Source organism: Novosphingobium olei (assembly GCF_037076535.1).
Taxonomy (GTDB): domain Bacteria; phylum Pseudomonadota; class Alphaproteobacteria; order Sphingomonadales; family Sphingomonadaceae; genus Novosphingobium; species Novosphingobium olei.
In genome coordinates this window covers 535,845-557,768 of record NZ_AP029021.1, presented here as the reverse complement: position 1 = coordinate 557,768, position 21,924 = coordinate 535,845, and the positions used below count along the sequence as shown (strand labels likewise).

The 21,924-nt window shown below is 61.0% G+C and carries 19 protein-coding genes and 1 tRNA gene; 14 read left to right on the top strand and 6 right to left on the bottom strand.

The annotated features are described in order from the left end of the window. Positions 1-4: 4 nt before the first annotated feature. Positions 5-319, bottom strand: a complete 315-nt coding sequence (locus AACH40_RS02660; RefSeq protein WP_338644087.1) for a hypothetical protein — start codon at positions 317-319, stop codon at positions 5-7. A 381-nt stretch (positions 320-700) separates the two neighbouring features. Between AACH40_RS02660 and AACH40_RS02655 the strand changes: the two genes are divergently transcribed. Both AACH40_RS02655 and AACH40_RS02650 read left to right on the top strand, forming a co-directional pair. Then, complete coding sequence (locus AACH40_RS02655; protein WP_338645897.1) at positions 701-1,180, top strand: hypothetical protein; 480 nt, start codon at positions 701-703, stop codon at positions 1,178-1,180. Further along, complete coding sequence (locus AACH40_RS02650) at positions 1,173-1,385, top strand: AlpA family transcriptional regulator (RefSeq protein WP_338644086.1); 213 nt, start codon at positions 1,173-1,175, stop codon at positions 1,383-1,385. The genes AACH40_RS02655 and AACH40_RS02650 overlap by 8 nt, the downstream gene beginning before the upstream one ends. 61 nt (positions 1,386-1,446) lie before the next feature. On the opposite strand, the gene rtcA is transcribed toward AACH40_RS02650, so the two are convergent. The 4 genes from rtcA to AACH40_RS02630 all read right to left on the bottom strand — a co-directional run bounded on the left by rtcA (position 1,447) and on the right by AACH40_RS02630 (position 6,053). Then, complete coding sequence (rtcA, locus tag AACH40_RS02645; protein ID WP_338644085.1) at positions 1,447-2,463, bottom strand: RNA 3'-terminal phosphate cyclase; 1,017 nt, start codon at positions 2,461-2,463, stop codon at positions 1,447-1,449. Between the two features lie 43 nt (positions 2,464-2,506). Continuing rightward, on the bottom strand, positions 2,507-3,733 hold the full coding sequence (locus AACH40_RS02640; protein ID WP_338644084.1) for an RtcB family protein: 1,227 nt from the start codon (positions 3,731-3,733) through the stop codon (positions 2,507-2,509). A 692-nt stretch (positions 3,734-4,425) separates the two neighbouring features. Next, positions 4,426-4,507 (bottom strand) — tRNA-Ile (locus AACH40_RS02635). Beyond that, a complete protein-coding gene (locus AACH40_RS02630; RefSeq protein ID WP_338644083.1) occupies positions 4,506-6,053 on the bottom strand; it encodes an RNA-binding protein in 1,548 nt (515 codons plus the stop codon). The genes AACH40_RS02635 and AACH40_RS02630 overlap by 2 nt, the downstream gene beginning before the upstream one ends. A gap of 269 nt (positions 6,054-6,322) precedes the next feature. On the opposite strand from AACH40_RS02630, the gene rtcR reads away from it, so the two are divergent. The 4 genes from rtcR to AACH40_RS02610 all read left to right on the top strand — a co-directional run bounded on the left by rtcR (position 6,323) and on the right by AACH40_RS02610 (position 10,501). Continuing rightward, positions 6,323-7,921: an RNA repair transcriptional activator RtcR gene (gene rtcR, locus AACH40_RS02625; protein ID WP_338644082.1), complete on the top strand. Its 1,599-nt coding sequence runs from the start codon at positions 6,323-6,325 to the stop codon at positions 7,919-7,921. A 125-nt stretch (positions 7,922-8,046) separates the two neighbouring features. Beyond that, positions 8,047-8,772: a hypothetical protein gene (locus AACH40_RS02620; RefSeq protein ID WP_338644081.1), complete on the top strand. Its 726-nt coding sequence runs from the start codon at positions 8,047-8,049 to the stop codon at positions 8,770-8,772. Positions 8,773-8,967: 195 nt separating this feature from the next. After that, positions 8,968-9,189: a hypothetical protein gene (locus tag AACH40_RS02615; RefSeq protein WP_338644080.1), complete on the top strand. Its 222-nt coding sequence runs from the start codon at positions 8,968-8,970 to the stop codon at positions 9,187-9,189. Positions 9,190-9,256: 67 nt separating this feature from the next. Further along, positions 9,257-10,501, top strand: a complete 1,245-nt coding sequence (locus AACH40_RS02610) for a tyrosine-type recombinase/integrase (RefSeq protein ID WP_338644079.1) — start codon at positions 9,257-9,259, stop codon at positions 10,499-10,501. 37 nt (positions 10,502-10,538) lie between these two features. Here the strand turns inward: AACH40_RS02610 and AACH40_RS02605 are convergent, their stop codons facing one another. After that, positions 10,539-10,856, bottom strand: coding sequence for an MbcA/ParS/Xre antitoxin family protein (locus AACH40_RS02605; protein WP_338644078.1), 318 nt, complete (start codon positions 10,854-10,856; stop codon positions 10,539-10,541). Between the two features lie 139 nt (positions 10,857-10,995). On the opposite strand from AACH40_RS02605, the gene AACH40_RS02600 reads away from it, so the two are divergent. The 8 genes from AACH40_RS02600 (at position 10,996) to AACH40_RS02565 (ending at position 21,717) form a co-directional block, all read left to right on the top strand. Further along, the gene (locus AACH40_RS02600; protein WP_422394874.1) at positions 10,996-11,259 is read left to right on the top strand and encodes a helix-turn-helix domain-containing protein; all 264 of its coding nucleotides are present in this window, start codon (positions 10,996-10,998) and stop codon (positions 11,257-11,259) included. A gap of 14 nt (positions 11,260-11,273) precedes the next feature. Next, positions 11,274-12,596, top strand: a complete 1,323-nt coding sequence (locus tag AACH40_RS02595; protein ID WP_338644077.1) for a type II toxin-antitoxin system HipA family toxin — start codon at positions 11,274-11,276, stop codon at positions 12,594-12,596. After that, the gene (locus tag AACH40_RS02590) at positions 12,593-13,489 is read left to right on the top strand and encodes an HNH endonuclease (protein WP_338644076.1); all 897 of its coding nucleotides are present in this window, start codon (positions 12,593-12,595) and stop codon (positions 13,487-13,489) included. Before AACH40_RS02595 ends, AACH40_RS02590 begins: the two co-directional genes overlap by 4 nt. 146 nt (positions 13,490-13,635) lie before the next feature. Continuing rightward, the gene (locus AACH40_RS02585; RefSeq protein ID WP_338642503.1) at positions 13,636-14,949 is read left to right on the top strand and encodes a site-specific integrase; all 1,314 of its coding nucleotides are present in this window, start codon (positions 13,636-13,638) and stop codon (positions 14,947-14,949) included. Further along, positions 14,946-16,154, top strand: coding sequence for a tyrosine-type recombinase/integrase (locus AACH40_RS02580; RefSeq protein ID WP_338642505.1), 1,209 nt, complete (start codon positions 14,946-14,948; stop codon positions 16,152-16,154). Before AACH40_RS02585 ends, AACH40_RS02580 begins: the two co-directional genes overlap by 4 nt. A 56-nt stretch (positions 16,155-16,210) precedes the next feature. After that, positions 16,211-16,612, top strand: a complete 402-nt coding sequence (locus AACH40_RS02575; RefSeq protein WP_338642506.1) for a type II toxin-antitoxin system RelE/ParE family toxin — start codon at positions 16,211-16,213, stop codon at positions 16,610-16,612. Further along, positions 16,596-16,913, top strand: coding sequence for a DNA-binding transcriptional regulator (locus tag AACH40_RS02570; RefSeq protein ID WP_338642507.1), 318 nt, complete (start codon positions 16,596-16,598; stop codon positions 16,911-16,913). Before AACH40_RS02575 ends, AACH40_RS02570 begins: the two co-directional genes overlap by 17 nt. Positions 16,914-17,058: 145 nt before the next feature. Further along, positions 17,059-21,717: a hypothetical protein gene (locus AACH40_RS02565; RefSeq protein ID WP_338642508.1), complete on the top strand. Its 4,659-nt coding sequence runs from the start codon at positions 17,059-17,061 to the stop codon at positions 21,715-21,717. The last annotated feature ends 207 nt before the right edge of the window (positions 21,718-21,924 follow it).

Here is a 21,924-nt window from a genome sequence, read left to right as displayed (position 1 = left end):
CTGTTCAGATGACCGCGGTCACGACCGAGGTGACGATCGGCACGCCAGTGCCGACGCCGATGCCAACGCCCACGGGAACGGCGATCTGACCGAGCGTGAAGCGGCCTGAAGCGAGGCCGATGAGGCCGCCGGCGAGGCTGAGCACGGTGATGATCTTGCCGCCCGAGCCCTCGAGAAAATCGGTGAACTTCACGAGAGCGGGATCGAAGGTGGTGTCGGCGCCGGCATAGGCCGCGCCGGCACCGGCGAGGGCAACCAGTGCGGGCAGGATGTAGTCCTTGAGCTGGGTGTGCCGGGCAAACTGGAGAGGGGTATTCATGAGGCAGGGCCTTTCGAGGGTTGAAGGAGCAGCAAGCGGTGGGTCCGTTCGCTGTCTGTTCTTCGTGATCCCTCGATGCCCCTGTAGGAAATCGCGACCGTTGTTTGGGGCCTGCCGACCAAGCAAAAAGCGACATCAAGAGGTGCGCGAGCCGGCAATCGCGCTGCCTCGATCTCCTTGAGCGCCAATCAGGCCGAAGATCGCGCCAATGAGGTCGGAATCCGCGCCAAATCGGCCGATTTCTGAGCGAATCGCAGGAGATGTCTGATTCGCGCCTTCCTCTTTGTTCCTTTTATGTTCTTTTCATTTTCCTACACCCTTCCTCTTCGCATAGCCGGTGAGTCGATCATGCTAGCCAGAGGAGAAACAACCGTGATCGACATGGGCGTACTTGGAGAAAGCCAAACCCGGCGCGACCTCGCGCACCTGCTGCAAACGGCCGTTGAACGGAGCGGGCGCAACCGCTGCGAAATCGCGCGCGAGGCCGACCTTCATAAGGATGCACTGCGTCGGACGCTGTGCGGCGAGAGAAGCCCCAGCCTTGGCGAAGCGCTGCGCATCCTCGCTTCATCAGGCATGGCGCCGCATGCTCACTTGCTGTTGTTCTTGGGGGCTGGCGGTGATCAGGCGACTCGCTGGCTTCAGACCGATATCGCCCAGTTCTTCGAGGAACTGGTCGGCGAACTTCCCTCTGCGCTCGAGCGCGTCCTTGGCAACCAGGTCCACGACGTGAAGCCCCGTTGGGCAAAGGGAACTGCCCACCGAGTGGCGAGGCTGCTCGCCGATCACATCGACGAGCTCGAACGCAAGGATGCTCTACTGGGTGAAGGCGGCACGGGCTTCGGAGGGCGTCATGGCTGAAACAGAACCATTGGCCCCACCCGAGCAACGCCGGATCACCCGTCTCATTCGGCTAAAGGAGGTCCAGCATCGGGTCGGCCTCGGTCGATCCACAATCTACCGTTGGATGGCCGAAGGAAAGTTCCCGAAACCGGTTCAGCTTGGTGGCTATGCGGTCGCCTGGGCGGAAGAAGATATCAACTCATGGATTCTCGAGCGGACCTGATCTGCCGGAGTCGATGCATTCCGAAAGGCGTCCGGCACCGTTCGAGCAAAAAATCCTCTGCCTATCCGACCGTCAGCACATGCTCACCACGCGACTGCTGGACAAGTTCTATCCGCCTTCCAGTAAAGCGGCGCGCAATGTCGATCGCAGTCAGTGTGTGCTGGGTGGGCTTCACGGTTGAAAATCGCCCAGCTCCCGCCAATACGAAAGGCAGAACTAGCTGGTCGGCGAGATAGGGCCCGGCAAATGCCTCACTTTCAACATAGCCCTTCATGCGCGCGGCCGTTGTCTTCGCCAGCCGTTCGGCAGGCACGCCGAGCTGGCCAAAGCCGCTGACGACTTCGCTGACATTGGCATAGCGAGCCTCCAGCATCAGAATCACTCCCGGCCCCTGTTCTGGAGGTAACTCCCGGACCGCAAAGGCGTCGTCGGGCCAGTCGGCAAGGTCGCGCTTCGCGCGCGTCAACATGCGCTCCGCAATCTCAAACGGCAGGCCGGTGAAGATCGTTCGCGCGTTCACGCCCACAGGATCACCTCGGTCGACGCAGTCGACCGGCAGGAGAGGCGCAGGCGTGATGTCGACTTCGATTCGTCCGCCACCTCGCGGGTAGAACCCGTGCCGAACGATCCGCGCAGAAACACTTGGCCCCATATGATTGATCACCGGAAGAAAAGTGCGCTCGATAAAGTCGAACGGCGGCGCCAGCATGTTGTGCGTGCCCCCTTCGAGAACGAGGCGCGATGGACCATCGGCAAGGATGAGCGGCATCAGTACGGTTTGGAGCACGAGGCCGGTTGAGCCCGCCGTGCCGACTGCGAACTGATATTCGCCGGGGATCACCCGGCCGGGACGAAACTCGAGCTCTGACGCGCCGACTGCAAGGCCGGCACATTCCGAGCCCGAAATTACGCACGCGGCTTCCACCGCAGTCACATGCTGGCGCATCAGGCCGGACTTCGAACGCTTTGCGCGTATGTTGCTGATCCGGAATGGCTCGCCGGTCACGAGCGATAGCGCGCATGAATTGCGCACCATCTGCCCCCCGCCTTCGCCTTCCGATCCGTCGATTGTAATCATGGCCCCGTCATTCAAGATTTGTTGGTTGCCTGCGCAAAAGGGATCACCCCTTCACGCAGACCACCTGCTTCAACGTGTGGACGATCTCCACCAGGTCGACTTGCGCCGCCATGACGGCTTCGATCGGCTTGTAGGCCTTGGGCGTCTCATCGATCACGCCCGCGTCCTTGCGGCATTCTACGCCTTCGGTGTCGCGGATGTGCTCGTCGAGCGTCACCAGCTTCTTGGCCTCGGTGCGCGACATGATCCGTCCTGCACCGTGGCTGCAGCTGTCAAAGCTCTCCGGGTTGCCCAGCCCGCGCACGATGAAGCTCTTCGCCCCCATCGAGCCCGGGATGATACCCAGCACGCCCTTGGCCGCGCGCACTGCCCCCTTGCGGGTGACGAGCACGTTTTCGCCGAAGTGGTTTTCCCTAGTCACGTAGTTGTGATGGCAATTCACCGCCTCGAGTTCGGCATCGAAGGGCTTCGCGATCTGGCCCCGCAGCGCGGCGATGACGTTGGTCATCATCATGCGGCGGTTCAGCGCGGCGAAGTCCTGCGCCCAGCCGACCGCCTCGACGTAGTCGTCGAAATGGTCGGTCCCTTCCGGGAAGTAGGCGAGGTTCTCGTCGGGCAGGTTGATGTGCCACTTGCGCATGTCCTGCTTGGCCAGTTCGATGAAGAACGAGCCGATCGCGTTGCCCACCCCGCGCGAGCCGGAATGGAGCATGACCCAGACCCGGGCTTCCTGATCGAGGCACAGCTCGATGAAGTGGTTGCCCGTTCCCAGCGTGCCGAGATGCACCAGGTTGTTGGTGTTCTTCAATCGCGGGAACTTGTCGCAGATCCGCTCGAAGCGCTGCACCAGCACGGCCCAGGCTTCGACAATCGCCGGGGGCGGAGAGCCCCACGAACCCTTGTCGCGCTTGCCCCGGCCGACATCGCGCCCGTGCGGCACCGCCTGCTCGATCGCCGAGCGGATGCTTTCAAGGCTGTCGGGCAGATCATGCGCCATCAGCGAGGTGCGCGCCGCCATCATGCCGCAGCCGATGTCCACGCCGACCGCTGCCGGAATTACCGCGCCCTTGGTCGGGATCACCGAACCAACGGTCGCGCCGATCCCCACATGGACGTCGGGCATCGCCGCGACATGCTTGAAGATGAAGGGCATCTTCGCCGCGCGTGAAAGCTGGTCGCGCGCCTTGTCGTCGACCGGCACACCGCGCGTCCACATCTTGATCGGCACGCCGCCTTCGACGGCCTGGAATTCAAAAGTCGTACTGGTCATCGCTGACCTCCCGTGTTTCATCATGGTGTCGGCGACGAAGTGTGGCGAGACATTTTACTGAGCTACTTCGGATTGCTCCGAGGGTGGATTCGGACCACCGACCTCCCGCTGCAAGGGCGGGTGCTCTACCCATGTAGTCCCACCGGCATTCGCCGACGAATTGCTGGTACTGGCGACGAGGTTTGACGAGACATCCCTTTGCAACCCTGGCCGGATTGCTCCGGGGCGGAATCGAACCGCTCGGCCTTTCGGCCTTTACCGATGTAGTCCCGTCGGCATTCGCCAGCATTGATCGGTTCCACGGCGACGAGGAGTGGGAAAGACATTGCCCACAAGGGGCGCCGCTCTATCCGCTGAGCTACGGGCCCGCACTTGGTGGACCCGGCGGGATTCGAACCCGCGACCTGCATCGTGACAGGATGTAGTCCTTGCCCGGCATTCGCCGTGAATTGGGTTTGCCGTGGCGACAAAGGATGGCGAGACGCGGTCCTTAAGCTACGTGTCGGCGGCGGGGTTCGAACCCGCATCTCCCGTCACCGCGAGCGGTTCTGGGCGCTTTACTCGTCGGACCTTCGGTTTGGAGACATGTAGTCCCACCGGCATTCGCCACGGCAATTCCTGAATTCTGTTGCAGGGTCACGGCGACCAGATTTTGGAAAGACATTCGTGCTCTACCAACTGAGCTACTGCCCCGAAGGACAGGCGGGGATCGAACCCGCGACACCGACATTATCAATGTAGTCCTTCCGGCATTCGCCGTGATCCTTTTCCTTCATACCTCCGTAGTCTGAACGATCTCGACCCAATCGCGCGACTGCCCAGAGGCAAAGCGCGCCATCGCGTCGAACACCGCGTCGGTGAAGCCACCGACATTCATGATATCTGCCCGGTCCTTGGCCTGCGTGGAGCCATAGGGCTGGATGTCGATGCAGATCAGCTTCGCACCCGGGTTGCGGGCCTTCAGCTTGTTCCACTCGTTCATCGTCGCCGTGGCGCCGCGCCGCGAAGCATCGACCCAGGACTCGTTGTCCGAGACGATCACCACCGTATCGACCCGCGCGCGCTCCTTGTTGAGCAGCGCCAACGGAGCCGAAACATTGGTCCCGCCGCCACCAACCCCGGCCAGCTTTGCCGCATTCACGGCAACGCGGGCGCTGGCGTCGAGCTTCAGCTTGACCACGTCCACTTCGAACGGGATCACCCGGGTATCGCGGTTCTGGCGCAGCACTGCGGCAGCGACCAGCGCGGCAATGTCGATGCACCGCACCTTCGAGCTGGCCCCCTTGCGGTAGCCAGTAACGGGCGAGCTCATTGAGCCCGAGACGTCGGGGCAGACCACAACCTGGCCTTCCAGCTTCGGCACAGATACCAGCGATGCTTCGAGCGCGCTTTCGAGCGCTGCCTGCACGGCTAGCGGCACACCGTCACCCACCTGGCCCATTGCCACCATCAGCTGATAGGGCATCGGACGAACGCGGGCGATCGCCTGTTGATCGGCCAATCGGGCCGCGACCGCTTCGGTGACCCCGTTCACCGCGAACGCGCCATTGCGCGCCAGCGTGTTGAGGTTCATCCGCAGCGCCTGCCAGCCCATGCGGGTGGCAAGCTGTCCCCACTGCTCAGGCGAGAGCGGGAAAGCGGTCAGCCATTCGAACGGCACCTGGGGCAGTTCGCCCGAGGGCGAACGCTTCCAGGCCTCGAAATCCGCGATCTCGGCGGGCAGTGCCGCGACATCGTAGGGCTTGCCGATCAGCCAGCCATAGAAGGCGCGCCGCTCGGCATTGGCCGGTGCTGGGTGGACCATCTTGACGATGTCCGCCAGGCTCGGGTCGTTACCCGTGGCCGCCTGCATCAGCTGCGCCATCGACGCCTGCTCCAGCCATTCGCGGACCAGCCGCTTCGGGCGCGAGCCGAGCGAGGCCCGGCCGACCTGCCCCGAACGCATGATCTGCACGAAAGTGCGCAGCATGCGGCCGTTATCGATCACACGCTTGAACACGCCGACCGACAGGTCGGGATGGGCCATCGTCAGGTAAGCCGCCAGCAAGGCAGGCATATCCTTCATGGCACCCGACTGGCGGGCATAGACCGCGCACTTGGCGACCCATTCGGGATCGACGTCCTTGGCGGCCAGCACGACATCGGCGAGCTGGGTCTCCGCGCTCGAGTAGAAGCCATCAGACAGTGTGCCGGTTGCGGCAAGCTGGGCCAGCTTGGCTTCGGGCCGATAGGCATAGGCGGACCCACCCGCCTGGTTGACCGTATCGGCGCGCGGCAGGAACCGCGACAACGCCGATGCGAAAAGGTTCTTGTTGGCCATAGTCCAACTCCTTGAAATCCTCGGACCTCGGAGGCGGCCGGCCCATTCCGACCGCCTCTTGGTTCCGCTTGCGCCGGGCTGTTCGACCGACCCGACGCCAGAGTAATTGCAGATGGCGTGCCAGTTTGGATTATTGGAGAAAAAAGATCGCATAATGCACTGTATTAAAATGATTATTTTTCAATCCCGAGCGATGATCGATGCGAGGCTGCTCCACAAGAAAGTCTAGAGTTTGTATATCTCCATATAAGAGAATATAAACTAGGCGCATGAAGCCAACCACCGTCATCAGTTTTCTCGGCTCAACGCTCGATGCTTCCAAGTTCGGCCCATCGCGCTGGATGAAATGGCGGCCATCGGTAGGCCTGTGCATGCACGAGGACCTGCGGGTCGATCGGTTCCTGATGATCCACGGCTCGGCGCACAGCCGCCTGGCCGAGTATGTCAGCGAGGACATCGCCTCGGTTTCGCCCGAAACGATGGTCGAGCGCCACGTGATCGACTTTGGCGACGCCTGGGACTTCGAAGAGGTTTACGGCAAGCTACTCGATTTCGCGCGTTCCCAACCGCTCGACCCGGATGTCGAGGACTACCTGATCCACATCACCACCGGCACCCACGTGGCGCAGATCTGCCTGTTCCTGCTGACCGAGGCGCATTACCTGCCCGGCCGCCTGCTCCAGACCCAACCCAGGCGTGGCGCGCCTGATGCGGCGGGAACCTGGAGCGTGATCGATCTCGATCTGTCGCGCTACGACAGCATCGCCACACGCTTCGCCAGCGAGAGCGCGGAAAGCACGTCGTTCCTCAAGTCTGGCATCGAAACGCGCAATGCTGCGTTCAACACGATGATCGACGAGATCGAACAGGTCGCCAGTCGCACTCGCGCCCCGATCCTGCTGATGGGTCCGACCGGCGCAGGTAAGAGCCAGCTCGCCCGGCGCATCTTCGAGCTGAAGAAGCTCAAGCGGCAGGTGAGCGGCCAGTTCGTCGAAGTGAACTGCGCTACCCTGCGCGGTGACAGCGCAATGTCCGCTCTGTTTGGGCACAAGAAGGGTGCTTTCACAGGTGCTGCGGGTGATCGCCCTGGCCTGCTGCGCACCGCTGATGGCGGCCTTCTGTTCCTCGACGAGATCGGCGAGCTCGGGCTCGATGAGCAAGCGATGATCTTGCGTGCTATAGAGGACAAGCGCTTCCTGCCCGTCGGCGCCGACCGCGAAGCAGAAAGCGAGTTCCAGCTCATCGCGGGGACCAACCGCGATCTTGCTCGATGCGTCTCGGACGGCACATTCCGAGAAGATCTCTTTGCCCGGCTTAATCTTTGGACTTTTTCGCTCCCTGGCTTGTCGGCGCGGCGCGAAGACATTGCCCCGAACCTTGATTATGAACTTGATCGGCACGCCCAGCGAGAGGGTGAGCGTGTCACCTTCAACAAGGAAGCGCGCGAGCGCTACCTTGCTTTTGCTATGTCAGCCGAAGCGCAATGGCAGGGAAACTTCCGCGATCTCGCTGCCAGCGTTACGCGGATGGCGACCTTCTCACCCAAGGGGCGGATCGACAGCGAAGTCGTCGCAACCGAGATCACACGGTTGCGACGACTCTGGTCAGGCAGCACTTCAATCGCCTCGAAGGACAACGTCATTTCGGAACTCCTCGGCGAGAATGCGTTGGCCAATATCGACCCGTTCGACCGCGTACAGCTTGCTCATGTCCTTGAGACATGCCGCGCCAGCCGCTCGCTTTCTGAGGCTGGCCGCACGCTGTTTGCTGCCTCCCGCACGAAACGTTCTAGTACCAATGATGCTGACCGGCTGCGTAAGTATCTCGCGCGATTTGGTGTTACGTGGGACATGTTGGGAGGCGGCTGAAACTAGCGCTTTCGGCTGTCAGATCTTCGCAACAGGGCGCTGCGCAAGCTTGTCCCATGATTGAGACGGAGATCGGAGACTGCTTGTCGCTCCGGACCCTCTGTTGAATAGAATGGAGAACGACCTTGCGTGATCAGGCTGACATCGTCCGCAGATTGCTTTTCGATCATGTGCAAAGCCCATCGCTGAAGCATATCCGAGACGGACATGTCGTCTCACGCCTTGCCGCAGAGATTGTTGCAAAGCTCAATCAGAAAAACACGGCCTGGCTGAAATGGGGCCCCGAACGAGAAAGGCTGGTCATCTCTGCAGCGCCCTGCTGGGTTCCATTGTCGGCCCTGACCCAGCATCTCAACGCAATGCCAGGGCCTCAGTTGACGCTGACGGACGTCGCACAGCGCATGCGTGACCTGCAAGAACGGGATCTGACCGACTATCCTAGAGATGAACTAAGGGAATCCTGTGAAAGGCTCTTTCTTCGGGAGGAGATGGAAGGAACCGAGTTTCCCGCGATTGTGGGTGCACTCCAAGAGCACATCGAGGTGGAAAGCCAGCGCCTTCAAGCTGAACGGGAAGCGCGCTACCGGGCCCAACAAGAGGAACAACGCCTAGCGCTCGAGCGGCGCTATTTGTCCGGAGCTGATTGCAAGTGGACGCCGCTATCAGGGTCGAAGCAACTGTACTGCCGATTGAATGGGCGCGGATATCGCCTCTCGCCTCTAGTCGATGGGTCTTTCGAGGTCAGTCGGATCAATCAACCCGATGACAAGGGCGCGCTTGTTGGGCGATATAAACGGCGCGGAGATGCAACCAAGGCCCTGGCTGTGATCGCATTCTCGGACGACTTGTAGCTCAGCTGATTAGCTTCTCCCCAGCCGCTCTGAATTTTGCTTTGGCAGGGATCATGGGAGATCCGACGGGCCGATCTGGAACATCCCAAGAACGTATTTCTGCGGGCCTTTCGGTCCCTGCGCTGCCAGATTTTCCGCTTTTGTTCACGGTACAGAAATGGCGGAAATCCGCCATTTCTGGAAGATTCGAGTCCCATGAAAAGACTCGAACCTTTAGACCACATCGAAATGCGGGCTTTTCTGCGGGCCTTCGCAAAAACCACATTGCCTATGTTGCTGTTATACCACACAATTCATTATTCGATGCGAGTCCTCTTCTGGCACCATTTTTCTTTCCGGACGCATCCGCAAGCGTCCGGAAAAATCCAAGAAATCAAAGGCTTTTCACGGATCTGGCGTCCACCGGCATCCGGCTGAAATCGTTGCAATTGACGGTATCCGACGGTATTTTTGACGGTATCGAAACCGGCAAAAAGGTGGTTTCATGCTTACCGATCTGGCTGTCCGAAAGGCAGTTGCGCGCGACAAGCCCTACAAGCTCTCCGACGGCGGAGGCCTCTACCTGCTGGTCACCACGGCCGGTCAGCGGTGCTGGCGCGTCGACTATCGCTTTGGAGAGAAGCGAGCGACAGCCGCGCTGGGGGTCTATCCGACCGTCACCCTCGCCGAGGCGCGCGCCAAACGGCTGGAGATCAAGAAGCAGATCGCAGAGGGCATCAATCCCTCAGCCAAGCGCAAGATCGACAAGATCACCGGCCCGCTTGCCAATGTGAACAGCTTCAAGGCCGTTGCCGAAGAGTGGCTCGATAAGGCCCGACGCGAGGGTCGAGCCGATGTGACCGTGGGCAAGCTGACTTGGCTGCTCGAATTCGCCTACCCCATCATCGGAGACCGCAAGGTCGGCGAGATCAAGGCTCCCGAACTGCTCGCCGTCCTGCGTTCGGTCGAGAAGCGCGGCCATTACGAAACCGCACGAAGGCTGCGCAGCACCTGCGGACAGGTCTTCCGCTATGCCATCGCCACCGGCCGCGCAGACCGGGACGTTTCAGCAGACCTGCGCGGTGCGCTGATCGTGCCCAAGGTGACGCACCGCGCCGCTATCACGACGCCGAAGGAAGCGGGCGATCTGCTGCGCGCGATCGATGCCTATTCAGGCTATCCGGTCACCCATGCGGCGCTAAGGCTCGCCCCCTACGTCTTCGTGCGCCCTGGCGAACTGCGGCAGGCCGAATGGAGCGAGTTTGACTTTACCCGAAACATCTGGACCATCTCCGCCGACAAGACCAAGATGCGTGTTGCGCACCGCGTGCCGCTCAGCCGTCAGGTGCTCGCCATCCTGGAAGAGCTGCGCGAGATCAGCGGCAATCGCCGCTACCTGTTCCCCGCCCAAGGCAAGCGCGACCGGCCAATGTGCGAGAACACGATCAACCTCGCGCTGCGGCGGATGGGGTTCGATGGCACCACGATGACCGCCCACGGCTTCCGCGCCATGGCCAGCACGCTGCTGAACGAGCAAGGCCATTGGAACCCCGACGCGATCGAGCGCCAGCTTGGCCATGCCGAGACCGATGATGTCCGCCGCGCCTACGCGCGCGGCGAGCACTGGGGAGAGCGGATCAGGATGATGCAGAGCTGGGCTGACTATCTTGACCAGTTGCGTTCCGGCGCAAAGGTCCTGCAAGGTAGCTTCCGCAAGCCGCCTGCTGCCTCGAGCGCGGGCCTTGGTTGATCCTGCTGTATCGCTCAGGATCTGGTCGCTTATCTGCTCAGCTAGCGATTTCCGCATCAAGGTAGGCCTTGACGCGCCGCATACCTGCGAGGCCATCTGCCAGCATGAGATCAAGCGCGCTGGCTCCATCAAAGGCCTCGTTAGGTGCACCTATCCACCGCGCGGCTCTATTGCTGTCAGCGTATATGCATCGCAATGCGTAATGGATGCCGAGCAGCGCTGCAGCCCGCCCTTCGCCGTTGAGAAGCCGCTCTGCTGCTTCATCTTGAACGCCCCAGCGCGCGACCAATACAGCGGCCGCCCGCGTCATGGCCAGTATTTCGTCATCGTCGTATTGAGCGCTGGCGATCGACATGGACAGATCCAATGACTTCGACGCGCCCTCGATAGCACGGAACGTCCGCCCAGGCCACCAATCAACTTACCGAGCGGTAAGAATTTCCGGATGGGCCTCAACATTAAGGAGATTCCTTCCCGATCGGGAAGAAATGCTCTTGAAACTCTACAGCACATATGAGAACTTCCCGCTCGGTAAGACTGACATGATCGACAACGCAACCCAATTCGGCGCAGCCGTCGCCTCGGCCCGCAAGGCCCTTGGCCTTACCCAGCGGGAGCTGGCGCTCGCGATCAATAGCGGCGAACGCTTCATCGTCGATCTGGAAGCTGGGAAGCCCACCGCGCAGCTCGGCAAGGCACTCGCCGCAGCCAAGGCAGTCGGCCTGCGGCTCACCGCAACCGGCATTCCGCAGGCCTGACGGTGGACCTTCCGGTGCACCACGAAGACCGCCTGGTCGCCACGATCAGCGCCGACGCGCAGCCAACCCGCCTTGCCTATGCGGATGCCTGGGGTTCATCCGCCGACAACTTCCCGATCTCGCTGGCCATGCCGATCCGGCCAGAGCCCTATGAGGGGGATCAAGTCCTTCCCTGGCTGATGAACCTCCTGCCCGAGGGCGAACCGCTGCGCGCCATGACGCGCGCACTCGGTGCTGCGCCGGAGGACGCGCTCGGCCTGATCGCCCAGACCGGCAACGATCTGGCAGGCGCGCTCAGCATCGCGCCCCAGCAACCGCGCGGCAAGCCCGGCTATCGTCCGATCCCGAATGCCGGTGCACTTGAACGGATCATCGAGGAACTGCCCTCCCGACCATTCCTTGTGGGCGAAGACGGCGTCTCTATGAGTCTTGCCGGCGCACAGGAAAAGCTGCCGGTAGCAGTCATCGACGGTCAGATCGGAGTACCGGTCAACGGCGCGCCGTCGACGCACATCCTAAAGCCCGACAATCCACGCCTGCCCGGCAGCGTCCAGAACGAAGCGCTGTGCATGATTCTCGCCCGCCGCATCGGTCTCAATGTCGCGCCGGTGACCACAGGCGTTGCGGGGGAGCGCAGCTATCTGCTGGTCGAGCGCTATGACCGGACAGGCACCGGCAACAATGTCCGCCGCCTTCATCAGGAGGATTTCTGCCAGGCCCTCGGCCGCCCGCCTGCCGCCAAGTATGAGTTCAACGGCACCGGCACGCGCGGCCCATCGATGGCCGACATGTTCGCCCTCGTCCGTCAGCATATGACCGCGCGCGACATCACCCGGCTGCTCGACGCCGTGATCTTCAATATCGCGATCGGCAACGTCGACTCGCATGCCAAGAATTACTCGATCCTGCTCGGCCCGGGCGCGCCGCAGCTTGCCCCGCTCTATGACCTGATGTCTGGCCTCGCTTGGGCGAACATCACCCAGAACCACGCCCAGGCGATTGGCGGGCAACGCCGAGGCCGCCACATCTACGGCCGCCACTGGCGGCGCATGGCCGAAGCCGCAGGTCTGGCAGCGCGGGGAACGGTGCAGCGGGTGGAACAGGTGACGGCACGGTTGCTGCGCGAACTGCCCGCAGCGGTCGAGGAGGTGGCAGCTATGCCAGCAGGTTTGTCGATGCTGGAGGTCTTCGCAAAGGAGATCGAGGAACGGGCAACCGAGGTCAGGGCGCATGCCGAGAAGGAAGGCCTGCCCGACGCCACCGAAGTGCCCACGGGCGACGTACCGACAATCGGCGCAAGCGCCTATTCTGCTGACGGGGGAGCGGGAGTGTCATGACCAAAGGCATCTTCGTTCATCGGACGGACTCGATCTACGACGACAGCCCGGCAGACCAGTATCAGTTCCCACGCCAATACCTGACCCGCGTCAGCGCCTGCATTGACGATTGGATCATCTACTACGAGCCCAGCAAGATCCGCGACACGCGGGGATACTTCGCGGTGGCCAAAGTAGCTCATGTCGTGTCGGACCCGACCGCCAAGGACATGTATCTCGCCCTGATCGAACCCGGCACCTACCTGGACTTCCCCAACCCGGTCCCGTTCAATGGTCCCCTGGGGCTGGTCGAACGCGGTGTTCTCAACGAGCAGGGCAAGATTTCTGGGCGCGCCCAGTCTGCGGTTCGGCCGCTATCCATGGAGGACTTCAACCGCATCATCGATCTTGGCCTCGCGGAAGATGACAGCTTCCTGCCGAGGATCGACGAGACGCCCGAGAACCTGCTGCGCGAGGAGCGCTCACCTTTCCAGTTCGAGATCGAGCGGGACCGCGTGGCGAATCTCGGCTCGCGCCTGGTCCGCGACCGACTGTTCCGCCGCCGCGTGGTTGAGGCCTATGATGCCCGCTGCGCGGTAACCGGCCTGAAACTGATCAATGGCGGCCGCCGCGCTGAGGTCGAGGCCGCCCACATCCGGCCCGTGGATCGTGGCGGGCCGGACATCGTGACCAATGGGATTGCCCTTTCAGGAACCGTCCACTGGATGTTCGATAGGGGCCTGATCGGATTGAATGACGACCTTGAGATTCTCGTCAGCCGGCAGGCGAACGACCCCGACAGCATCCGCTCACTGATCAACAAGACCGGCTTCGCCATCCCACCACAGCGACCGCTAGAGCGCCCGCATCCGGCCTTCCTAGCGTGGCATCGCGAGCATTGCTTCAAACACTGACAAAACCTGCATCAGGCGCCGCAGCGGCTGCGACTCCTCAGGAATGTGATTCGGTGTCGCCTGGTCTGTTGCAGGAAAATGGTCGGCCAGAGACTCAAAAGCTGGGTACGGTGTAGAGCACACCCTACGCGGCCTAAGCCGCAGAAATGGGCAAAAGTGCAGCAAATTCAATAAAGGCAACGCTTGAAGCGCTCGGCAGCTTGACTGCTGCTGATGGCCGCCTGGTCCCCAGAATTGGCAATAATTCCGAGACTTTGCCGAGCAGTTCCGATAGTTCTGATGGCCATATGGTCCCCAAACGGCATTTGCCCGGGAACCGGGCATTCCTTGACGGCAATCTGGCTCGCCGGAAAATGCCGCCTGAACCCAGTGAGTACGTCATCTGGGATACGGAGCTTGCGGGCTTCGGGCTGCGGGTTCGACCGTCCGGCAATCGCTACTGGTTCGTTCGGCTGCGCCGCCGTGGCAGGCATTGCCGCGTCTCGTTGGGGAAAGTTGACGAAGTCGATGCCCCCACCGCACGGGGGGAGGCGCGCAAGCGGCTTGCCGAGGTCGCGCTTGATGGTTTGCCGCGCCGCGTATCGGTAAAGATCGCACCATTGTTTTCGGACTATTCCGACGAATTTTGGACGGATTATGCAAGGCATTGGAAGGCCTCGACGCAGAAGCGCAATCTCGACGCGATCAGGCGCGACCTATTACCGCGCTTCGGCACGATGCGGCTCGACCTGATTGGCAAATCTGACGTTGTGCGCTGGCGCGACGATAGCGCGACCGTGCGCGAAAGCCAGTTCAACCGAGCGGTCCCGGTTCTGGCGGCCATGTTCAAATATGCGGCGCAGCTCGGCTACGTTCGGAAAGGGTCAAATCCGTGCCGAGGCATGCCCCGCTTCAAGACCAAGTCCAAGGAGCGGTTCCTTAGCCCCCAAGAGTTCCGTCGTCTGGCCCGAGAACTTGACGCGGACGAGGAAGATTACCCGGCGCAGGTCGCTGCCACGCGCCTGCTGATCTTCACCGGTGCGCGCTTCGGCGAAATCCGCGACCTGGAATGGGACTGGGTCCAATTGCCACGACTTCTCCTGCCCGACAGCAAGACAGGCCCCAAGACCATCTGGCTCAACAGCCAGGCCGTGAAAATCCTTGAGGGGATCAAGAAGCGCGAAGACAGCAAGTACGTTTTCGCCAACCAGTCCGGCGCACGTCCCATCCACATCGACAATTGGTGGTATCCTTTCCGCAAGCGTTGCGCGCTGCCCGACGTGCGTATCCATGATCTTCGCCATAGCTTTGCCTCCGTCGCTGTGCGCGAAAAGGTCCCGCTGGCAACAATCGGTGGACTGCTCGGTCACGTTCTGCCCGAGACAACTGCTCGATATGCTCACCTCGCCGACGAAACGATTGCCGACGCTGCTTCGCGGGTATCGAGCGGGATCGCTGGCTCATTGGGACTTTCCGCATGACGAGCCTGTCACTCAAGCAGATCGTCGAGAAGGCTCTGGCAGAGATCGGCGTCAGCCCGAAATTGGCTCAACCGCCGAAGGGCAAGGCGCGAACGACGACCTGGATTGCCGTGGAAAACGGGTTCGGCATTCGGCACTATCCCAGCGGACGGCATGTCTACATCGTGCAGACGCGGATGGGCGGACGGGTTCGGACGATCACGATAGGTCCGGCTTCAGTCATCACGCGGCATCAGGCGGTGATGGTGGCGCGCCAAGTCATTGCCCATGCGCGCGTCGGCCACGATCCAGCCACTACGCGCGAGCGTATCCGCAATGCGCCGCGCATGGACGACTTCATGCGGGAATACTGGGAGAAGTGCTCCTCGGCATGGAAGCCCTCAACGCAGGAAACGGCCACAGGCTACCGCCGTTGTCACATCGATGGGGCGTTCCCGGAGGCGTTTGTGGATAGCCTCAACGAGGCCGAAGTGACCAAATGGTTCGTCGCGTTGACTGACAGGTCTGGCCCCGGCGCTGCAAACCGGTGCCTCGAAATCTTGCGCGCTGCGCTGAACAAGGCGGAGGAATGGGGATATCGCGTCGAGAACACGAACCCCTGCTATGGTATCCGCCAGAACCGGAAGAACCACCGCAATCGATTCCTGTCAGACGACGAACTAGCCCGGCTTGGCGCTGTCCTTGCCAAAGCACGTGCTGGAGAGGACCGGACAGAGCAGGCTTATGCTTCGGCGATTCTGCTGCTCGTTCTGACTGGATGCCGGGTCGGCGAAATTCTGTCCCTGCAATGGCCCGACCTCAAAGGCCTCCGCCTACATCTGCGTGACAGCAAGACCGGCCCGCGCACAGTCTGGCTGGGTGATGAGGCGCGTGAGCTGATCCTCGCCATGCCTCGCAGCAGCAAGAATCGATGGATTTTCTGGAACTGGCGCTTCGATCGTCAAATCCAGAGCATTCATAGCCCGTGGGCGAAGTTTCGCGATGAGGCCGGTCTGAAGGATGTGCGGCTCCATGATCTACGGCATACTTATGCTAGTCATGCTGTCATGGGCCGGGAGAGCCTTCCCATGATTGGTCGACTTCTCGGCCACGCCAGGGTCAAGTCAACATCCCGTTATGCCCACTTCGAGGACGCGCACCTGTTGGACGCAGCCGAGGCGATCGGCGCTGCGATCGAGCGGGCAATGCTGACCGGCCGACCCTGAGGCGGTGCCACTGTCCATTGAAGCATAATACAAAGTATGATAGTCGGATGGTGACTATGACCGGTAAGCAGCAAACCCGCATCTACAAGAATCGCTGGTTTGCGAAGTTTGCGAGCCGTGAAGGAATAAGTGACGCGACGCTTGTTGCGGCCATAAATCAGGCCAATGGTGGGCTGATCGACGCCGATCTCGGCGGCGGCCTGATCAAGCAGCGCGTCGCACGCGAAGGTGGAGGCAAGTCCGGCGGCTATAGGACGCTGGTTTTCTTCCGCCACGAGGAGCGGGCCATATTCGCCTTTGGCTTTGCCAAGAGCGATAAGGCCAACCTCAGCGCGGCCGAGCTGAAGGTCTACAAGAAGGCCGCGAAGATCGTGCTCGCACTGACGCAGGCGCAAATCGATACCGAGGTGCGCGAAGAGAGACTGTTCGAGGTGAATGACGATGCCCAGGACCTATAAGAGCGAGGCGCTTGCCGCCGTTCACGAGATGATGGAAGGACTGCACGAGGCCGGATCCATCGACAAGCGCACACTGCGCGAGTTCGACGAGTCTTGCCTAGTCCAGGCAACCCCGCTCCAGCCAGAGGAGATCAAGGCGATCCGCGAGGCGGAACATGTCTCGCAGCCGGTGTTTGCGCGCTATCTCAATGTGTCGAAGAACCTCGTTTCCGACTGGGAGCGCGGAAAGAAGCGGCCTGGTGGCCCGGCGCTAAGGTTGCTTTCGATCATCCAGCGCAAAGGGCTGGAAGCAGTTGCCTGATGGTCCAGCAACTGTTGTTTTAGAGTTGCCGCATATGTCGCTGTCAATCGCCTTATGTTGGTGAATTACACTGAGGATGCTTGATACGGGAAAGCCCTAATCCTAGGCGTCTCAGATATTAAGGCTGTTTTCGTATAGCTTTCCAATGACCTCGATCGGCTCGCTCACCACTCGGCAGATCATGTCGCTCTCGACCACTGCGATACGGCAGTGGACCCCGGTCGATGTTCAGGAACTCACGACCGAACAAGCTGGAGTGCTATCGGCAGTTCAGGTTTCCGCGCTTAGCACCGATGTCGTTGCGGGGCTCTCCAAGCAGCAGGTGTCTGCGCTAGCGGCCAGAGCCATGTCTGGTCTCACGCGTTCGCAAATGGCGGCGCTATCGCCCGATCAAGTAACGGGTTTTACCCGCCCCCAAGTCGCATCATTGTCGACCACACAAATCGCAGCCATGTCCGGTGCCCAAGTTGAGGCGATGACGCCCGAGCAGGTCGCCGGGTTCAACGCCCGCCAACTTACGGCAATGGCGCCAGCAACGCTTGCGCTGTTTTCGACCGATGACATCGCCGCGATATCTCCCGGCGCAATTGCAGGCATTACGCCCCAAGGCCTGGCAGCACTTTCCATTGATCAGGTCGCAAGCCTGACAGCCGCGCAGATGGTTGGATTCACGTCCGCTCAAATTTCATCGCTGTCGCCCGGGAAGGTCCAAGGACTTTCGTCGGCGCAGATTGGAGCCCTCGGCCCAGGTCAGATTGCGTCACTGATTTCGACCAAGCTGACCGATCTCTCAGGCGATCAGATTTCGGCCATCAAACCGACTTCTCTGGCAGCCGTTGCACCTACGCAACTTGCCACTTTTTCCGCCGACCAGATCAAGGGTTTGACTGCCAGCCAGATCAACCTGCTCGGCACGAAACAAATCGCGGCGTTCGGCACCAATGCGGTTGTCAGCTTCTCACCATCGCAGATCGCCGGTCTCAACGCTGCTGTCATCACCAGCCAATCTGCCCAGACGATTTCATCGCTCTCGGCTGAGCAGGTAGCCGCGTTCACACCGAAACAAGTGGCAGTGCTTCAGCCCTGGCAGGTCACCGCGCTGAAGCCCGAGCAATTGTCCGCTTTGACGTCGGCACAAATGGGTTCGCTTAACGGCTCGCAATTGGCGGCGGTCTCGGTAGCGAACCTGTCGGCGCTATCGCCCTCGCAAGTCGGCGCCATCGCCTCGACCGCCATACCTTCGCTTACCACAGCGCAGGTTTCGGGATTGTCAGCGGATCAGATCGGCGGGCTTGTTGCAGGGCAGATTACCAATCTGAGCTCGCGGCAGATCGCCGTCCTGGCCCCGGCAAGCCTGGCCAAGTTCACCGGAGCCGAAATTGGCGCGCTAAATCCGAGCGCGGTTTCCGGGCTGACCAATGACCAACTGGCAGCACTTTCACCAGATCAAATTGCGGGCTTCACGACCCGGCAAATACCCTCGCTTCGCACAACGCAAATTGCGTCTCTGACATCTGCCCAGACTCAAGCGATGACGCCCGAGCAGATCGGTGCAATGAGCGGCGCGCAGCTTGCAGCGATCACGCCAGACAAGTTCGCGTCCCTGTCGTCCGCGCAGATTGGCGCGATCAAACCGGCTGCCATCTCTGGCCTTTCGACCGCGCAGCTTGGTGCATTGTCGCCGACCCAGGCTGCTGCGTTGTCCTCAGCTCAGGTGGTCATGCTTTCGGGCAAGCAAATCCCCGCACTTAGCACCGCCACCCTCAGTGGTTTCTCTTCATCCCAGCTTGGCGCAATAGCGCCCGCCGCGATAACCGGCCTGACCACCGAGCAGGTAGCAGGTCTGGCGCCGACGAAACTGGCCGGACTTTCTGCAGGTCAGATCGCCAGCCTTCGACCTTCTCAATTCGCCGCACTTACGGCACCGCAAGCAGCGGCTCTTACGACAACGCAGGTGCAGGCAGCGAACGCGGGACAGCTTGCAGCTACATCGGTTGCAGCCATTTCTGCCATGTCGGGAGAACAGATAGCGGCTATATCGGTCAAGGCCGTTCCCGGTCTGACCACTGCACAGATTGGCGCGCTTTCGGCTGAACAAGCAGGGGCATTCTCAACGACCCAGATCGCCGCCTTCAGTGCCTCCCAAATCGGCGCTCTGAGTTCGAGTTCGGTGAGTGGATTGTCCGGGGAAGATGTCGCAGCCATTGGCGTAATTGCTTTTGCAGGGATGAGCGCAGCGTCGGTCTCATCATTGTCGACCGATCAGCTGGCAAGCGTCACCATCCCACAAGTACGCTCGATGAAGGTCGCTCAGGTCGCGGCGATTACTCAGTCACAAGTGGCCGGGCTCGATCCGGCGAAAATCGGAGCCTTCAGCGCCGTTCAGATCGGTTCGCTGGCTACTACGACCGTAGCAAAACTGTCGTCGGCTCAGGTCGCTGCGATTGCGCCGCAGGCCATCGGTGGGCTGACTGCCACCCAGATCAGTGCGATGAGCGCGGACCAGGTCAAAAACCTCACGCCCGCGCAAATTGCGAACCTCACCTCGCTGCAGGTCCAGGCAATCAACAACGAGGGCCTGGCTGCAATCACGACGCCCGGTGTTGCTGCGCTTACCACCAAGGCTATTGCGGGCCTAAGTGCCAGCCAGATGCCTGCTCTCACCCTGGAACAGATCGCTTCACTCAGCACAGCGCAGTTGGCGGCTATCAAGCCTGCGCAACTGGCGGGGCTGACAAGTCCACAGATGGACGGATTCTCTGCCGCGCAGGTATCGACGCTGTCCGCCGCTCAGGTTGCGGGCCTTCCAGACAACAACATTGCTGCCCTGTCCGCCGAACAGATTGGGGCGCTGTCGACCAAGGCAATTGCCGCCCTCAAGCCGACCCAGATCACCGTCCTTTCTGCTGAGCAGATCGGTAGCCTGACTACCGAGCAGGCGGCGAGTTTTGGCGGATCTCAGGCAGCAGCGATCGCGACAAGCGTACTTCCAGCGTTGGCGCCTGATCGCCTTGCGGCCATGACATCCGCAGCAATCGGTGGACTCTCCGCCGAAGCCATTTCGGCTCTGACTGACGCTCAGATAGGCAGCCTGACTTCAGGGCAAATTGCGGGACTGAGTACTACGCAGATTGGCGCTCTAACGGCTGCGCAAACTGATTCCCTGGATACCGCGCAGATCGGCAGCCTAAGTAGCGTGCAAGTTGGTGCATTGCCCACTCCCGTCGTTGCGGCGCTGGGAACACAGCAAGTAAGGGCCATCGGACCAAGCGCCTTTGCGGGCCTCAAGGCGGCACAGATTTCTGCCATGTCCCCGGCCCAGATCGCTGGATTCACGAACATTCAAATCGGGGGGCTTTCGTCTTCGCAGCTTACAGCTTTCACGCCTGACATGCTGGCCGCGATCGGCGACGATTTGCTTCCATCGATACCGTCCGGTTCGATCACCGGGTTGCCGATAGAGACATTCGCTTCGCTGGATCAGGAGCGCCTCGCCCTCCTTTCGCCCGCCCAGATCGGCGCGGCGTCTGCCAATCAGATTGCGGCGCTTTCGCAGTCGCAAGTGCTCGGGCTTTCTGCCGAGCAAACCGGCGGCCTGACGGCAAGGCAAATCCCTGCCATTTCGACCGACTTGCTGAGTGCAATGTCACCTGCTCAGGTACGTTCGCTCAGCACGGCCACGATAGCTGCAATGAGTAAAGCACAGGTCTCTGCGCTTACGCCCGCGCAGGCCGATCACCTATTGCCCGTGCAGCTTGGGGCATTGTCGGCAGCGCAAGTTTCCGCACTGTCATCCGAGGTTCTCGCGGCTCTCGATTCTACCGACCTGTCCTCGCTGTCGACGACCGCTATTACCGGCCTGACAACCGATCAGATTAGCACCTTGGTGCCAGAGCAGGTTGCAGGTCTTTCGGCAGCACAAGTCGCCGCACTGCAGCCCAGCCAACTTGCCGCGCTGACGCCTGCGCAATTCGCCGCGCTGTCGGCGACGCAGGTCCACGCTATCAGCGGAACTCAAATCGCTTCGCTGTCCCCTTCAACCATTTCTGCGCTGTCCATCGAACAGGTCGCGGCACTTGATGGAAGAGCCATCGCGGCATTCTCGCCAGCGCAAATCTCAGGTCTTTCGTCGGGGCAAGTGGCGGCGCTCGTGCCAGCGCAGATTGCCACAATGTCCGGCCAGCAGATCGCGGCTCTAAGCCGGGATGCCTTTGGCACTTTCTCGCCTGCAGACATTGCCGCGATTGACCCTCGTGCTGTCACCGGAATTACCGCCGACAAAGTGGCATCTCTTGACAATGATCAGACAGCCGCGCTCACGCCGCAACAACTGGCGGCATTCTCCTATTACCAGGTCAATGCTCTCAGCACCGACCAGGTATCAGTGCTCACAGGAATGCAGGTTGGCGGGTTCAATGCTCTGCAGATCGGCGCGCTTGGAGCGACACGTATTCAGGCCTTCTCGAACGATCAGATCGCGGCCATTGCACCTAGAGCTATCGTGGGGTTGTCACCCGTACAAATCGGCGCACTCTCTCTCGAACAGGCAGCCGCATTTACTCCCGAACAGGTGGCTGCCTTTACCGGAGTTCAGATCGAGGCTTTTAGCGCGAATGGGCTCGCCACGTTCACTACAACCGAGCTTGGTTCGATCAGCACCAACGGCCTCACAGGCATTTCGGAAGGCAACATCTCCGCGCTGTCGAGCGACCAGCTTCAGGCGTTCACCACGGACCAGGTGCAGACCCTGAACACAAGGCAGATCACAGCGATTGTTTCGGCGTATCAAGCTCTGTCTACGTGAGCTTCTGACGTTTGAAGATTCGCTCGTGTGCTTGCGTTTGGGGTCAAGGTATTGGCTCACGCTTTGTCGCTTACGCGGACTGCGAGCCTTTGCGGAAAGCGCCGCGAACTTGGAATTCCCATGATGGCTATTTGGTCCCCAATCTGGAATTTTTCCGGAACGCTGGGCATGTTTCCAGTGACTGGAAGGTGCCGCTCGAATGCCGCT

Bases quoted from the DNA above. Each gene is read 5' to 3' on its own strand.
- rtcA (WP_338644085.1), bottom strand. From the start codon at position 2,463: ATGATTACAATCGACGGATCGGAAGGCGAAGGCGGGGGGCAGATGGTG.
- AACH40_RS02585 (WP_338642503.1), top strand. From the start codon at position 13,636: ATGGGCAAAAGTGCAGCAAATTCAATAAAGGCAACGCTTGAAGCGCTC.
- AACH40_RS02590 (WP_338644076.1), top strand. From the start codon at position 12,593: ATGACCAAAGGCATCTTCGTTCATCGGACGGACTCGATCTACGACGAC.
- AACH40_RS02630 (WP_338644083.1), bottom strand. From the start codon at position 6,053: ATGGCCAACAAGAACCTTTTCGCATCGGCGTTGTCGCGGTTCCTGCCG.
- rtcR (WP_338644082.1), top strand. From the start codon at position 6,323: ATGAAGCCAACCACCGTCATCAGTTTTCTCGGCTCAACGCTCGATGCT.
- AACH40_RS02605 (WP_338644078.1), bottom strand. From the start codon at position 10,856: ATGTCGATCGCCAGCGCTCAATACGACGATGACGAAATACTGGCCATG.
- AACH40_RS02655 (WP_338645897.1), top strand. From the start codon at position 701: ATGGGCGTACTTGGAGAAAGCCAAACCCGGCGCGACCTCGCGCACCTG.
- AACH40_RS02575 (WP_338642506.1), top strand. From the start codon at position 16,211: ATGACCGGTAAGCAGCAAACCCGCATCTACAAGAATCGCTGGTTTGCG.
- AACH40_RS02580 (WP_338642505.1), top strand. From the start codon at position 14,946: ATGACGAGCCTGTCACTCAAGCAGATCGTCGAGAAGGCTCTGGCAGAG.
- AACH40_RS02615 (WP_338644080.1), top strand. From the start codon at position 8,968: ATGAAAAGACTCGAACCTTTAGACCACATCGAAATGCGGGCTTTTCTG.
- AACH40_RS02650 (WP_338644086.1), top strand. From the start codon at position 1,173: ATGGCTGAAACAGAACCATTGGCCCCACCCGAGCAACGCCGGATCACC.
- AACH40_RS02570 (WP_338642507.1), top strand. From the start codon at position 16,596: ATGCCCAGGACCTATAAGAGCGAGGCGCTTGCCGCCGTTCACGAGATG.
- AACH40_RS02610 (WP_338644079.1), top strand. From the start codon at position 9,257: ATGCTTACCGATCTGGCTGTCCGAAAGGCAGTTGCGCGCGACAAGCCC.
- AACH40_RS02565 (WP_338642508.1), top strand. From the start codon at position 17,059: ATGACCTCGATCGGCTCGCTCACCACTCGGCAGATCATGTCGCTCTCG.
- AACH40_RS02660 (WP_338644087.1), bottom strand. From the start codon at position 319: ATGAATACCCCTCTCCAGTTTGCCCGGCACACCCAGCTCAAGGACTAC.
- AACH40_RS02640 (WP_338644084.1), bottom strand. From the start codon at position 3,733: ATGACCAGTACGACTTTTGAATTCCAGGCCGTCGAAGGCGGCGTGCCG.